This window comes from uncultured Microscilla sp. (assembly GCF_947493425.1).
Taxonomy (GTDB): Bacteria; Bacteroidota; Bacteroidia; order Cytophagales; family Microscillaceae; genus Microscilla.
Genome location: NZ_CANLRP010000029.1, coordinates 1 through 14527, shown reverse-complemented (window position 1 = coordinate 14527; position 14527 = coordinate 1). Strand labels below are relative to the sequence as shown.

12 protein-coding genes are annotated in these 14527 nt (G+C 37.2%); 8 read left to right on the top strand and 4 right to left on the bottom strand.

Annotated features, from left to right (window positions below; all coding sequences use genetic code 11):
- Positions 1–135 precede the first annotated feature (135 nt).
- Positions 136–669, top strand: coding sequence for a hypothetical protein (locus tag Q0954_RS10250; protein ID WP_299456473.1), 534 nt, complete (start codon positions 136–138; stop codon positions 667–669).
- 80 nt (positions 670–749) lie between these two features.
- Here Q0954_RS10250 and Q0954_RS10245 read toward each other — a convergent pair whose 3' ends face one another.
- Complete coding sequence (locus Q0954_RS10245; RefSeq protein WP_299456471.1) at positions 750–1424, bottom strand: hypothetical protein; 675 nt, start codon at positions 1422–1424, stop codon at positions 750–752.
- 294 nt (positions 1425–1718) lie between these two features.
- Positions 1719–3161, bottom strand: a complete 1443-nt coding sequence (locus tag Q0954_RS10240) for a DUF6427 family protein (protein ID WP_299456469.1) — start codon at positions 3159–3161, stop codon at positions 1719–1721.
- Between the two features lie 200 nt (positions 3162–3361).
- On the opposite strand from Q0954_RS10240, the gene rbfA reads away from it, so the two are divergent.
- The 3 genes from rbfA (at position 3362) to Q0954_RS10225 (ending at position 5646) form a co-directional block, all read left to right on the top strand.
- Positions 3362–3748 (top strand): 30S ribosome-binding factor RbfA, encoded by a 387-nt coding sequence (gene rbfA / locus Q0954_RS10235; protein WP_299456468.1) that lies wholly within the window; start codon positions 3362–3364, stop codon positions 3746–3748.
- A gap of 29 nt (positions 3749–3777) precedes the next feature.
- Positions 3778–5013: an FtsX-like permease family protein gene (locus tag Q0954_RS10230; protein WP_299456467.1), complete on the top strand. Its 1236-nt coding sequence runs from the start codon at positions 3778–3780 to the stop codon at positions 5011–5013.
- 201 nt (positions 5014–5214) lie between these two features.
- Positions 5215–5646, top strand: a complete 432-nt coding sequence (locus Q0954_RS10225) for a hypothetical protein (protein ID WP_299456465.1) — start codon at positions 5215–5217, stop codon at positions 5644–5646.
- An 83-nt stretch (positions 5647–5729) separates the two neighbouring features.
- On the opposite strand, the gene Q0954_RS10220 is transcribed toward Q0954_RS10225, so the two are convergent.
- Positions 5730–6965: a DUF1343 domain-containing protein gene (locus Q0954_RS10220; RefSeq protein ID WP_299456464.1), complete on the bottom strand. Its 1236-nt coding sequence runs from the start codon at positions 6963–6965 to the stop codon at positions 5730–5732.
- Positions 6966–7022: 57 nt separating this feature from the next.
- Between Q0954_RS10220 and Q0954_RS10215 the strand changes: the two genes are divergently transcribed.
- The 4 genes from Q0954_RS10215 to ychF all read left to right on the top strand — a co-directional run bounded on the left by Q0954_RS10215 (position 7023) and on the right by ychF (position 13042).
- A complete protein-coding gene (locus Q0954_RS10215) occupies positions 7023–8288 on the top strand; it encodes an FtsX-like permease family protein (RefSeq protein ID WP_299456462.1) in 1266 nt (421 codons plus the stop codon).
- 235 nt (positions 8289–8523) lie between these two features.
- On the top strand, positions 8524–10698 hold the full coding sequence (locus Q0954_RS10210; RefSeq protein ID WP_299456460.1) for an OmpA family protein: 2175 nt from the start codon (positions 8524–8526) through the stop codon (positions 10696–10698).
- Between the two features lie 335 nt (positions 10699–11033).
- Positions 11034–11729: a head GIN domain-containing protein gene (locus Q0954_RS10205; RefSeq protein ID WP_299456458.1), complete on the top strand. Its 696-nt coding sequence runs from the start codon at positions 11034–11036 to the stop codon at positions 11727–11729.
- Positions 11730–11944: 215 nt separating this feature from the next.
- A complete protein-coding gene (gene ychF / locus Q0954_RS10200) occupies positions 11945–13042 on the top strand; it encodes a redox-regulated ATPase YchF (protein WP_299456456.1) in 1098 nt (365 codons plus the stop codon).
- Between the two features lie 89 nt (positions 13043–13131).
- Here ychF and Q0954_RS10195 read toward each other — a convergent pair whose 3' ends face one another.
- On the bottom strand, positions 13132–14241 hold the full coding sequence (locus Q0954_RS10195; RefSeq protein ID WP_299456454.1) for a hypothetical protein: 1110 nt from the start codon (positions 14239–14241) through the stop codon (positions 13132–13134).
- Positions 14242–14527 lie beyond the last annotated feature (286 nt).

Sequence of the window (14527 nt, the reverse complement as noted above, 5' to 3'; positions counted from 1 at the left end):
CCGAAGCAGGTGGTTTTTTATTTTGAAGCAGGGCCAGATTATTTTTACCCCATTTCTTATTTGCTTTATTCTTGGTACACTTTTCGCCAAATTATATAGAACTTTATAACTTTGGAGATATAATCAATCCATTACATGAGGCAATTAATACTGATACTTGGTTTACAATTATTTATTTTTAGCGCACAAGCTCAAAACACCAAAACCAGCTCAATATCAAGCTGGCTAGGCACTTGGAAAGGTCAACTTAAAGTAGACAATGCCAAAGATGGCAAACCATTGAGTTTTCCGATGACACTCAATATACAACCCACCGACTCTAGTACCCGCTATAGTTGGACTGTGATTTATGGAGAAGGAAGCAGCATGCAAATCCGCCCTTATGAGTTACTGGATAAGGGCAATGGCAAATTTATTATAGACGAAAAAAATTCTATTTTACTGGATGCTTATATGCTGGGCAATACGCTGGTGACTCGTTTTGAGGTAAAAGGCAGTATGCTTATGATTACTTATCAGTTGCAACCCATCGATAAACAAATTATTTTTAGGGTATACTCTGGCAAACATGAAGCACTGAATAAAACAGGTGGACAAAAAAACGTACCCATCGTCACTACTTACCCAATGAATGTAGTCCAAGAAGCTTACTTGAACAAAAACAGGTAGCTATCTATTTCTAATACCTATCAACTTACCCTATACAGTCCAGAAAAAGATCATATTGGGTAAGTCGTAGGCAACCAGGTTTACTTGTATTCATTTACTACCTCAATAATCAAATCCAGGGCAGGTTTTTCAATCTCCACTGCATATTCGTCCTGAAAATTGGCGGCTATTCCATTTTTAATATCTTCTTGTAAGGCTTCTAGGTATTCTTGTCCTTCATATTCGATGCCTGTTTTTAAATGTTCAGCAATGCTTTCTTTGGTAAACTCTGCTGAGTTGATGTGTATCATCCCTATAAAGTGATCTAATATGTCCCCTGCCTTAAGCTCACCATCCCCCTCTTCCAACGGGTACCTTTCCACTGTTTTTTGGTCTTTTACTAAGTGAAAAATATGACTTAGAACAGATTTTGTCTCGTTGAAATCGTCGGTAAAGTAAGCATTTTGATTTTCAGAAAACTCCAGTTGAATATCATCTTGTAAATGCTCTAATACATCTTTGTCTATTAGTGTGGTTTCGGTCAATTCATGATCGTTAAAAGCAGTATAAAACACAATGGTTCGCTCTAACAACCCTTCTGCCTCAGGACAAAAGACGATACATATTGAATAATCTTGTTTATCTTCATGAGTTCTTGTCTCTACCTCAAGGGCTGTGAGGTGGTCTTTGTCCCACCAAGTTAAATCGATAGGGGCAAATTCATATAGAAAATTATCTAAACGGTCAATGCCTGTTTTTTTGAGCTTTTGTATCATTGTATTGTTGATGTGTTTTTTTGGAAAGCGCAAAGATACCAAAGTAAAACTACAAAGGGTTTTATCAAGCAAGTAATATTTGAATTAAAGAAAGGGAATATTTTTGGGGTAGGGACAAAAAAAAAGATGCTCAGGGTAAAGAGTTTAAACTCTCTCCCCTAAGATCCTTCAACCAGCTATGGAAAGAATGACTGACAGTGTCAGTCTATTCTAACATTACAAATATATGACTTTTGACCGAGTACTCAAAACAAAAGCCAGAAAAAATCAATTTCCCTGACATTTAGATAACCTCTACTTCTTACTTTGTAAACGGGGATCTATGATATACATATTGGTTCCTGCCCGTTTGATGTATTGATTGGCGATGATGGGCAAAGGAGCCAGTATTTGTTGAAAGTAGTTTTTTTCATCTATGATTACATCTGGTAAGTCTTGCTTAAAGTTTTCATAAATTTCTTTCATAATATTATACTGGTTCATATTAGAGAAGTGGTGCTGCGACAATTCCCAATTAAGGTAAGGGGTGGCCAGTTGTGCTCCCTGATAATAACTGATATTACTGCCCAGTACCAGAATTTTTTTACCCTTTAAGTCCTCTTGTATCGAGTGCTTTTTCACTAACAAACGATCAAGTTTTACTTGAGTTACTGGAGTATTGTAAGCTACTTCTGGTAAAAAACGATAAACAATGGCGTAACCACTGAATGCGACTGACAACACTAATAACAAAAATAATAGTTCGCGTAACCAGGCACGCTTCAGGTTTAAAAACATGTGGCTCAAAAAGAACGTCATTGCCGGAATGGCAAACACCAGGTTATTGGCAGAAATTTTAGTGCTTAAGAAGACAGAAATCAATGACGCAAATAACCAAAAAGACATAATACGACGACAACGGTTTTGGTAATTGGTGTAGCGGTGCCCGCTGATGGTTGCCATTGCCCAAATGGTGATAAGTAAAGGAATGGTAAAAATTATAAGCAGGCTACGAGGCGATAGGTACAATTGCTTGCTTACATACACTACAGACTCGAAGTAGCTGCGATAAAAACTGTATTCGTCGTTGCTCATATAGAAGGTGAGAAATGAAATACCTATAGTAAACAAAAACGCAAACAGCATTAGAAAATAACCCTTGAGTTTGGTGCCTGTAAGTAACATAAAAGAAAAAAGCGGCACTAAAATAATGAAGAAAGAAGGAAGAAAAAACAAGGTGGCTACTCCAGTATAAGCCCCTATTTCAAACACAGCATTTTTTCTACTTTTTTCGTTTACATGCCACAAAGTATAGTTGATCACTAACAACATAAAAGTGTTGGCAAGCAAAGCGGGTGATAGAATGTAAAAGTCAATAAAACAACTGGTAATGACAAGGTACAAAAACGCGGGTAAAAGGGTAATTTCAACAAAAACCTGACGGCGGCGAAAGATATCATTGATAATAATAGCCTGGGCAAACACCAACACTGAGGCAATGATTTGATAAGCAAAGTACGATTTTCCGAAGAAACGATCCATGAGCCAGTAAATCAACGCTGACAACGGGCTGATATCATCCCAAATTTTGTCGTACAGGCTAAAGCCCATGTTCATTTTTTCGCCAATCAACATCCAGTTAAGTTCTGGTATAGTCAAAGGCAGGCCATTGATAATAAAAGGCAAACGTAACCCGACAAAAAGCAGGAATAAAAAAATAAATTTATAAGCGGCGTTTATTCTGAAAAAAGTAATCAAAACAGTAGTGATTTATTGTGGTTTTCAGTGTTTGTCTGGCACTCAATCATGTAAGCTAAAAGAGTAAATTTCAGGTATTGATGGCAAGAGTTTAAACAAGCCTTTATCACTGCAAAAAAATTGCAAGCAAAATTACAGTAAAAATGAAATTCTCCTAAGAGTATTAAAAAAATAATCAAATTAACTGTAACTTTGTGCCAATGGAATCAAAAAGACAACAAAAATTTGCCCGACTTATACAGAAAGACTTAGCAGATATTTTTCAAAGAGAAGTCAAAGACATTTTTAAGACTCACTTTGTAACTATCACTAATGTAAAAGTCACCCCCGACTTGGGGATTGCTTATGTATATTTAAGCATTTTGGCAGCAAGCGATAAACAAGCTGTGGTAGATATCGCTGAGGACAACAACAAGATGATCAGGCAGGTATTGGCTCGTAAAATAAAAAACCAGGTAAGAGCTATACCTGAGCTCCGTTTTTTTCTGGATGATACCAGTGATTACGTACAAAAAATGGATGAGCTATTTGACAACCTTGACATTCCTCCCAGCAGCAACAACGAAGGTGACGAAGAGACACGTTAACCAACTGGTTGTATGAAGTAAAGACTCTTATGAATTTACCTTTATTTATCGCTCGCCGATATTTTTTTTCAAAACATAAAAAGCAATTTATCAACGTCATTTCTATCTTATCTATGATAGAAGTGGCGGTTGGTACTATAGCCCTTATTTTAGTATTATCAGTGTTTAATGGTTTGCAAGAATTAATTCAAGGCTTGCACGATACTTTTAACCCAGAGCTTAAGGTAGAACCCATCAAAGGTAAATCGTTTGAAGTAACTCCTCACTTGATCAAAAAAATTGAGGCAGTACCAGGAGTAAAAATTGTCAGTGAAATAATAGAAGACAATGCTGTTTTGCGCTATAAAAATGGGCAAATGGTAGTGAAAATTAAGGGTGTAAGTGAAAACTACCTGGAACAAACCCGTATGGACTCTGCCATTCGAAAAGGGGAATTTGCTTTGTATAAAAACGGACGCCCCAGGGCAGTCATAGGACAAGGGGTACAATACACACTTGCTATTGGTTTACGTAACGACTTTGACGCACTGCAGCTTTGGTACCCTAAAAAGGTAAAAAAAATAACGCTGGGTATTAATGCTGAAAAAAAATTGATCAATAAAAAAGCGATTTTCCCGATTGGTGTTTTTTCACTGGAACAACAATATGATGCAAGCTATGTATTTGTACCTTTGAAGTTTGCCGCTAACCTATTGCAATACGATAACCGACGCACTTCGCTCGAAATTCAACTCAAAGAAAAGGCAGATACTGATGCTACAAAAGAGGGCATTAAAGAGGTTTTGGGCAATAACTTTAAGGTGCTTGACCGTAACGAACAACAAGCCAACTTGTTAAAAGCAATTCAAATAGAAAAGCTTTTTGTATACATCACATTATCTTTTATTTTATTGGTTGCCTCTATCAATATTTTCTTTTCGCTGATGATGCTCATGATTGATAAGAAAAAAGATGTAGCAGTGCTTTTATCTATGGGAGCCTCAGCTAAAACTATCCGTAAGATATTTATGATGGAGGGAGGAATCATTGCTTTTAGTGGGGCAATAATTGGGCTTTTGGTAGCTACAACCCTTGCCATACTTCAACAGAAGTATGGGTTTATAGGTATGGGCACCTCTACTACTGTGGTAGAAGCTTATCCGGTAAAACTTAAACCTATAGATTTTATATTTACTTGTATTACCATTGTCTTGATTACTTTTTTGGCAGCATATTACCCCGCCCGTAAAGCCTCTCAAATTGATGTTAGAGAAAACCTTACTTAGTAGGTGTTAAGGATCGACACTTATTTTGAACATTTTCCTAAGTATTTTTAATTTACTCCCTAAAAAAAAAGACAATCTCAAACACAAAAGGGGGTAGGTAAAAAAACTAAAGTTGAACTATAGGCAAAACATCCCAACAAACTACTTTTGAGCTACGTTCCCCTTCCAACTAAAACCATTCATCATATAGACCAAAATACTATGAAAAAACTCGCTATTTTATGCCTAATCACATTACTTTTTGCTGGTGGCAACGTGATGGCCCAAAAGAAAAAAAGAAGTGCCAAAGAGTATAAGGCAATGATGACTTTTGACTTTAAGGGCAAAACTTGGGTATACTCACATCAAGAAGACAAAGACGGTAACATTTTGGAAAATGGAGCTTTCTTTAAAAGGCAACAACTTGTGTTAGACTTTAAGAAAAAAGAAGCTTATAAGATGGTGACTACCGCAGAAGTGAACAAAACTAGGTTTAGAATGACACCCTCGTCTAATTATACCAACTTTCACCTGCGTTATTACATGCTCAGTTGTGGTTTTATGGACTTGTACGCTCCATTGAATAAAGAGAAAAAAAATGCTTTACACTTTAAACAAGGCACCTCTACGCTGGTTTTTATCGCTAAAAAATAAGCTCACTGGGGCATCACTCAATAAAACCCCTCAGAAAAATCAAGTTTGCTGAGGGGTTTTGGATTTTATAGCTTTCTCCCCTCCTACTCTGCATACAATAAGTATTTCCTCCGAAGGGCTTTATACTTTTTCAAGTCTTTTTCCCAAGATTTCTCGATGGCTTCTGCCGTCCAGCCTTTCTTTATTTTTTGCTGTAAACTAAAATTGCCCACTAAGGTATCAAAGTATCCATTAAAGAACTTGGCTTTATTGCCAAACTTATGGTAATAGTCTATCAAATACTTAAGCGAAAAACCTTTCATAAGCTCCATATTATCTTTATGACGGAAATCTATGCCATAGCACACTTTGTTTTGGTGTTTGGGATATTTAGACATTCCGGGAATACTTTTAGGGGTAAATGTATCTTTGCCAAACTTTTTCTCAGGATAACCAATCATCTGAAAAGGAGAATAGGTACCTCGGCCTACGCTTATTTGAGTGCCTTCGAACAGGCACAACGAAGGGTAAAGTGCTATAGATAAATTGTTCGGTAGATTAGGCGAGGGTTTTACTGGTAAATTGTAGCGGGTTTGGTGAGTATAGTTTTTTACTTTTATAAGGGTCAAGTTACAACTTTGCCTTCCCTTGAGCCATTTTTCCTGGTTAATCATTTTCGCCAGTTCACCTACAGTAAGCCCGTGCACTATGGGTATGGGGTGCATGCCCACAAATGATTTAAGGCGAGAATCTAACATAGGACCTGCTACATAGTGTCCGTTAGGGTTGGGACGGTCAAGTACCAACACTTTTTTGTTATTTTCGGCACAAGCTTCCATTACCAAGTGCATAGTGCTGATATAAGTATAAAAACGGGCACCTACGTCTTGAATATCAAAAATTACCCAATCTATATCAGCCAATTGCTGTGGGCTTGGTTTTTTGTTTTTGCCATACAGCGATATTATAGGTAAATTAGTTTTGGTGTCTTTGGAATTTTTTACGTGTTCGCCAGCATCTGCCTTGCCCCGGAAGCCGTGCTCAGGTGCAAATACTTTTTGAATAGCCAGGTTTAGCGCTAACAAACTGTCTACCAAATGAGTGTTGCCCACTACTGATGTCTGGTTCACTACCAAGGCTATTTTTTTGCCTTTGAGCAGGGGTATATATTTGTTCATTTGGGCAGCACCTACCTGCACCTTGACACTATCGGTCATAGAGGTACTGTCAGTGTCCACTTGAGCAGTTAAGTTACTGGTAACCAAGGCAAACACTAACAGACAAAGGCTACTTTTATGGATGTTAATCAACTGTAAGGCTTTCAAATAAGTTTTATACATGGATTTATCAAATATTCGGTTAATTTTGCTTTTTGTTCAAATGTAGTCATTAGGATTTTGAAAAAAACTGCCAAAAAGAATTTCTTTGCCAACCTGTCTTACAATACCTGGCTGTACAATTTTGTATCAGCACGCTTAGCGCAAGGTAAAGACAAAGCTTTTTCGGGCATTATTACCCGTATAGCCATTGCCAGTATTAGCATAGGTCTGGCAATTCTCATTGTGGCGTTTGGCGTGCTTGAGGGGTTTCGTAATACCATTCATGACAAAATATTTAGCTTTGTAGGGCATATTCAAGTTACCCAGTTTAACAGTGGCAATTCTTACAAAGAAAAACCCATCAATACTAATACCCGCTTATTTAAAAACTACAAAAATACCCTACCCAATGTAGAAACGCTGCATGCATTTAGCATGAAACCTGGTATATTTAAAACCTCTGATGAGGTAATGGGGGTATTACTTAAAGGGATTGGCACCGATTACACACAAAGCAAGTTTACTAAAAACATGGTCAAAGGTCGTTTTTTGAAGTTTCCTAAAGACAAAGCCTCCAAAGAACTCATCATTAGCCAAAAAATTGCCCATAAACTCCACCTTAAAGTTAACGATAGTATTTACGTATATTTTGTGCAAGACCCTCCTGCCATTCGCAAACTACACATTGTAGGCATTTATGAATCGGGCATGGAAGAGTTTGACGAAAAATTTGTGTTAAGCGATATACGCCTTATCCAGAAACTTAACCGCTGGGCAGATACACTGGTAGGTGGCTACGAAGTATTTATCAATGATTTCCGACGACTTGACTCTGTGCAAAAAGAGGTTTTTGAAGAGATGGAGTATGATATGCAAATGCAAACGACCCCACGCAAATACGAAGAAATTTTTGACTGGCTTACCTTACTCAACACCAATGTAAAGATTTTTTTGTGGTTAATACTGATTGTGGCTTGCTTTAATATGATTTCTATCTTTTTGATTATGATCATGGAGCGTATTAATATGATTGGGGTATTGAAAGCAATAGGTGCTACTAATTCACAGATTAAAAGTATATTTCTGATGAGGGGCATCAGACTTATATTCAGGGGCATGTTGATTGGAAACCTGGTAGGCTTGGGTATATGTGCCCTACAATACTATTTGCATCTTATCCCACTCGATCCTGAAAATTACTATATGGATACAGTACCTATAGATTGGAACTGGGGAGTGATTTTGACCTTAAATTTACTCATTTTTGCCTTAATTTTGGTTATATTAATTCCGGCAACTTTTATCAGTACTGTACGCCCTATTAAAGCCATTCGCTTTGATTAAAACCGTTTATACTTTATATTGTTCTACAGCTCAATTGGCTTTAGTGCCAGTATTTTAACCCAAACTTGTATAAGGAATGGTAGCAAAATACATTTACCCTGAAACGTCGAAACTGTAAGCATTTTAAACTTGTTCCTTCCTTGGGTTGGGACTTGCCGCTTTGTTAAATTACAGGACTTTATTTTTAAACCATCCCCAAGAAACAAACTAGTCAAAATAATAAAATATACATTCTATGAAACAGTATTTACAAACGTGGTATTTGATAACAACTTTGGCTCTTCTGGGAGGAATGCAGCTACAAGCTCAAGATAAAAACTATCAGGTATCCAACATTGGTGACCCCATCAATACCAAACGTTATGTAGAATACGCCCCTACCCTGAGCACTAACGGAAAAACACTGATATTCCAATCAAACAACAACGAAGAAAGGCATTGGAAACTCTACGAAAGTACATTAAATGACGAGGGTAAATGGTCACCACCACAAGCCCTTAGTAGTATTAACAATTATCAGGGGGGGGCACATTACGTAGCGGGTCCAAGTTTGAGCAAAAATGCTGATACCTTGTATTTTTGTGCTTCGTACACCACCGACAATCGGGATATTTATTATGCCATAAAAAACGGAAATACCTGGGGAGAACCTATCAGTATAGGTAGCCCTGTAAACAGCGACCAATACGAGGGGTTTCCCTCGATAGCAGCCGATGGTATGAGTCTGTATTTTATGCGACGTGATACTACTGGTGAAGTAAAAAATTATAAAGCCAAACGAAAAAACCCTCTCAAAAATAAAGATCCTTATCATATAAAAGTAGGCGAAGATGGAAAGATTACCAAATACAAAGGAATATGTTATGTGTTGTACGTGAGTCGTAAAGGTACAAATGGCACCTGGCAAACGCCTGAGGCTTTGCCCAATGTAATTAATAATGGCTGCGAAAAATGTCCACGCATTATGCCTGACAATGCCACACTTATATTTTCATCGATACGCAAAGGGGGAAAAGGAAATTTTGATCTTTATGTATCTACACTTGACCTCACAGGCAAATGGACTATGCCTAAAGCATTAGATTTTATTAATACTAGTAAAAAGGATCAATTGGCCACTATTCCGCTAAGCAGTAATGTGATGTACTTTAATACTAAAGGACGACGTAACGCAGATATTTTTAAAGTAACCCCTTTACCTGATTATCTTCAATTACAAAAATTTACTCGGGTAGAAGGCAAAGTAATTGATTCGTTGACTAAAAAACCGGTAGAAGCTAAAGTGAGTATTTTGGTAAAAGACAGTGCTAATCAGAATACTCCCGTTCAAGCAGTGAGCTCTTTTAAAGAAAAAGATGGCAAATTTGCTGCAAAGTTGCGAAGAGGTTATAAATATGCCCTTGAGATCAAAGCTAAAAACTATTTGCCTTTGATTAGAGAAGTAGACCTTAGTGACAACACTGTAGACGACTCGCTCAAAAAATTAGATAACCATATAGCCCTCCCTCCTGCTCACCTGTCCCATTCTATCAGACTTACTATTGTCAATAAAGAAACCAATGAACCAGTAGAAGCTCATGTAAAAGTAATTAACACGAGCAAAAACCGCATTGTAACTTTAAATACAGTGGCAATTGATGGCAAATATAGCACTGCAGTAGAGTCTCAATCAGAATATACGGTTGAAATTACAGCATTAGGTTATGATTTTTTCCAAGGCAAGGTTGATACTCGCAAGTTGTTACGGGGACAAGACTATATAGCCACTATTTCGCTAAAGTCTAACGCTAACAAGTTGCTGTTAACGATTGTAGATAAAGAAACAGGTAAAAACCTTTCATCTTTGGTGAAGTATACCAACTTGAACAACAATAGAACCACTACAAAAGCGACAAAGGAAGGTAAGCTTACCGTGTTTTTGAATCGCGACAGTAAATATGCTTTTGAAGCCAATGCCAAGGGGTATTTCTTTCAATCGTTTGAGGTAAAGACAGATACACTGAAACCAGGTGATGTAATTAAATTGACTGTAGCACTTGAGGTGTTAAAAATGAATGCCAAGATTGTACTCAGCCATATCAACTTTGCATCGGGCTCTTCTAAACTCGATGAAGACTCTTATGTAGAGTTGGCTAAGGTGGTGCAGCTTATGGAAAACAACAGAGATATTAAACTCGAAATATCTGCCCATACCGACAACGTAGGGGTATATGCACGCAATATGCGTTTATCAAGACAACGCGCTCAATCGGTGTTTACCTATCTCATTAAAACAGGGGTAGATAAAAAACGACTCGTGTCTAAAGGATATGGATCTGCCAGACCATTGGTGCCCAATACCAGCAAAAAAAACAAAGCCAAAAACAGAAGGGTAGAGTTTAAAGTAATTGGCACAAGCACTAAAAAATAGCCTCATTTCTTTTACAAAAGTTTGTCAGGACAGCTGTTTCTGACAAACTTTTTCAACCTGCCTTCTTTTATACTGCCACCATCACAGAATTTGATTTATACTTAAAACGGCATGGTTAACCGAAAACTAGTAATTCCAATGGTTGTCGCTCCGCTCATTGTTCCGCTGCGCTTGATGGTTAAATGGTTGCGCAAAGCGATGCAAAGATTAAAATCTAAAAACGTTTTTTTATCCCGTTCAAAGTATAAACAAATAGTTGCCCCATTTTTCAATTATCCTGCAACTCTTCTTTTTCTTGTCTGTCCTTCGATTACAAACCATATAACTTTAAAATTATGACAAGAATACTTTACTCTCTTACCCTTTTATTTGCATTGGTCATTAGTGCACAGGCTCAGCAAACGTCTACTCGTAACTTAAGTAGTTTTACCAAACTCAAAGTAAGTGGTGCAGCAAGCATTGTACTCAAGCAAGGTACTAGCCATTCGGCAAAAGTTACCCTCCAGGGTGACATTGAAAATGAGGAAATAATTACTAGAGTAAAAAACAACACTTTATATGTTTCGCTTAAAAAACGTAAACATTCAAAATACAATAATATCAATGTAAAAATTGAATTAACCTTTCAGCAACTCAACGCCATTGACCTAAGTGGTGCGGTAAGTATACGTGGTGAATCAACAATCAAGGCAGAACGCTTTTATTTGGAAAACAGTGGTGCTGGAAGTTTGCAATTAGCGTTTAACACCCAACACCTTATTTGTAACCTCTCAGGGGCATCAAGCATCCGTCTTAAAGGAACAACCAATCGTTTAGATGTAGACTTAAGCGGCGCAGGCTCTATCAATGCTTATGGCTTGGTAGCAAATATTATAAAAAGTGAATCAAGTGGTGCAGGTAGCATCAAAATAAATGCTCAAAAAGAATTATATGCATCAGTAAGCGGTGTAGGTAGTATTCGTTATAAGGGCAATCCTGCCATTACCCGATTTAATAAAAGTGGGTTTGGCTCTATTCGCAAAACCAAATAGTAATACACTCATATACCATTCAAACGGCTGTCTTTTATTTGAAAGGCAGTCGTTTTTTTATGCCTACAAGTTTTCTAAGTACAAAGCAGGTCTCACCGACAAAAAAATCTCTGCCTAGAAACAAACAACTTATTTTTACATCATTCTTTAGTATCCTTAGTTTTTATAACTTTGCAAAAACTTTTGAATAATATCAATAAAATAAATATAGATCAATGAGTCTTCAATGTGGAATTGTAGGACTACCCAATGTGGGTAAATCTACTTTATTCAATGCTTTATCAAGTGCTAAAGCTGAGTCAGCCAATTATCCTTTTTGTACTATAGAGCCTAATGTAGGGGTTGTACAAGTACCTGATCAACGCTTAAAAGTGTTAGAAAAGTTAGTAAACCCCCAACAAGTTTTGCCTGCAGTAATTGAGTTTGTAGACATTGCAGGGTTGGTAAAAGGAGCCAGTAAAGGAGAAGGTTTAGGCAACCAGTTTTTGGCAAATATCAGAGAAGTTGACGCAATCATTCATGTAATACGCTGCTTTGAAGATGATAATATTGTACACGTAGACGGCAAGGTAAACCCCGTTAACGACAAAGAAGTAATAGATACTGAACTGCAATTTAAAGACCTTGATAGTATCGAGAAGCGTATCCAGCGTTTGCAGAAGGTAGTAAAAACCGGAGATGCCAAAGCCAAGAAGCACATGGCAATTGCCAATAAAATAAAAGAAGTGCTGGAAAGTGGACAAAATATTCGCAGCATGGACTTAAGCGAAGATGAGCTTGAATCTATCTACGATTTGCACTTGCTCACTATCAAGCCTGTAATTTATGCTGCCAATGTAGACGAAGCCTCTGTAATAGATGGTAACCAATACGTGGACACTCTCAAAGAAGCAGTAAAAGATGAAAATGCAGAAGTAGTAATTATATCAGCGGCCATAGAAGCTGAAATAGCTACGCTAGAAACAGAAGAGGAAAAAATGGAGTTTTTGAGCGAGTATAATTTGACCGAATCAGGGTTGAATCGCCTTATCAGAGCGTCTTACTCTTTGTTAAATCTTATTACTTATTTTACTGCAGGTGAAAAAGAAGTACGCGCCTGGACTATTACCAATGGGTTCAAAGCTCCTCAGGCAGCTGGGGTAATACACACTGATTTTGAACGTGGTTTTATAAAGGCAGAAGTAATTAAGTTACCTAATTATGAGCAATACGGTAGTGAATCGGCGTGTCGCGATGCAGGTAAAATATCACAAGAAGGCAAAGAATATGTAGTTGAAGATGGTGATATTATGCACTTCAGATTCAACGTATAATAGCTACATATCAAAAAAAAGCGGAAGTAAGCTATCATTAAGATTGGCTTACTTTCGCTTTTTTTATAAAATATTATATTTAAGAATGATTATTTGTTGAGTGTGGTACCATCACTACTTGTACGAACCAATCCCATAACAGAGCTACCAAAGAAATCGAAAGAACCTAGTAAGAGGTAGCCTTCGCTTCCTCCATTTATGGCTTTTACAAAACGTCCACTATTTACACCATCCACGTCTTTACCTAAATCTCCAAACTCTTTGACCCAATCCATAGTACCATCCGCTTTTACCTTCATCAAAAAAGCAGTAGACGCAGTGATATTATTCGTTAATGCCTCTCTTTTCAAAACATTGGTTCCTGCTACTATATACCCATCAGACACAGGCTCTATGCTTTCTGCAATTTGTTCGTTTTCCAAGGAAACCACATACTCTGCCAATAACTTTCCGTCTGCATCAACCTTCACTATGTATACATCACCGTTATCGTTTAGGTTGGTATTGCCAACAATTACATAATCTTTCCCATCAACCTTTATCTCAGTACCTGTTTGATTCTTGCTATCTAGTTTTCCGTAGTTTTCTTCCCAACGTATTCCACCAATGTCATTCAAACGAATAATTCTTGCATCGGTGTCTTCAGGCAGTCTTTTCGAGGTTCCCACCCACAAGAAGTCATTCACATCTGCCCCGTTAACTTGAGTAGATATTTCGATGATATTACCTAAACCGTCTACTGCATTTGTAATTCCATCAGACTTCTCAAATACTACCTCTCTGTTATTATCAATTTTAATTGCTTTAATATTATTATTTTGGGCAATTGTTCCATCACCAGTGGTACCTATCATCATATACCCTCCATTAACTGCTGAGATATAATACCCTTGATCTGTTTTGGTTGTAGTAGCATATTCTTTATAACCTAGCTGTGTACCACTCGCATCAACCTGGTAGAGTAAGAAGTTAGTCGTATCACCCTTGGTTCCTTCTCCCAACACCAGGAAGTTGCCATCTACCTCTATAGCTGAACGAGCCACCGTCACATTGCCATCATTAGTAGAATCAATCCCATAATGTTGTGTCCACTGTACATTACCATTGGCATCTGCTTTTGCCAAAAACGCTTGTTCATAAAGGTTAAATGATGTAGTAGAACCTACAATTAGATAACCACCATCAGTGGTAGAAACCATTGCATTCGCAGTTTCGTTTTTAGAACTCCCAAAAAACTTGATAAACTGATTTGTATTATTTGGTTCAGGAGTTTTAGTACATCCTGCAAAAATTAACAGAACTAATAAACTATAAGCCAGCTTCATAAATCAACTATTTTAATTACTTTCCTTTAGAATGAGTGGTTAGCTCAATGTTTTAAAATATTACTTAATTTTATTTTAATCACTCTTAGGAATTGTTCAAAAATAAATTTACACTCTAAGGGGTGATTTTTCGCCTTGATACTTCGTTATTTTTATTGCC

Coding starts and splice junctions, on each gene's coding strand:
- Q0954_RS10195 (WP_299456454.1), bottom strand. CDS start 14,241: ATGGTTTCTACCACTGATGGTGGTTATCTAATTGTAGGTTCTACTACA.
- Q0954_RS10245 (WP_299456471.1), bottom strand. CDS start 1,424: ATGATACAAAAGCTCAAAAAAACAGGCATTGACCGTTTAGATAATTTT.
- Q0954_RS10220 (WP_299456464.1), bottom strand. CDS start 6,965: ATGTATAAAACTTATTTGAAAGCCTTACAGTTGATTAACATCCATAAA.
- Q0954_RS10225 (WP_299456465.1), top strand. CDS start 5,215: ATGAAAAAACTCGCTATTTTATGCCTAATCACATTACTTTTTGCTGGT.
- Q0954_RS10205 (WP_299456458.1), top strand. CDS start 11,034: ATGACAAGAATACTTTACTCTCTTACCCTTTTATTTGCATTGGTCATT.
- Q0954_RS10210 (WP_299456460.1), top strand. CDS start 8,524: ATGAAACAGTATTTACAAACGTGGTATTTGATAACAACTTTGGCTCTT.
- Q0954_RS10250 (WP_299456473.1), top strand. CDS start 136: ATGAGGCAATTAATACTGATACTTGGTTTACAATTATTTATTTTTAGC.
- Q0954_RS10230 (WP_299456467.1), top strand. CDS start 3,778: ATGAATTTACCTTTATTTATCGCTCGCCGATATTTTTTTTCAAAACAT.
- ychF (WP_299456456.1), top strand. CDS start 11,945: ATGAGTCTTCAATGTGGAATTGTAGGACTACCCAATGTGGGTAAATCT.
- rbfA (WP_299456468.1), top strand. CDS start 3,362: ATGGAATCAAAAAGACAACAAAAATTTGCCCGACTTATACAGAAAGAC.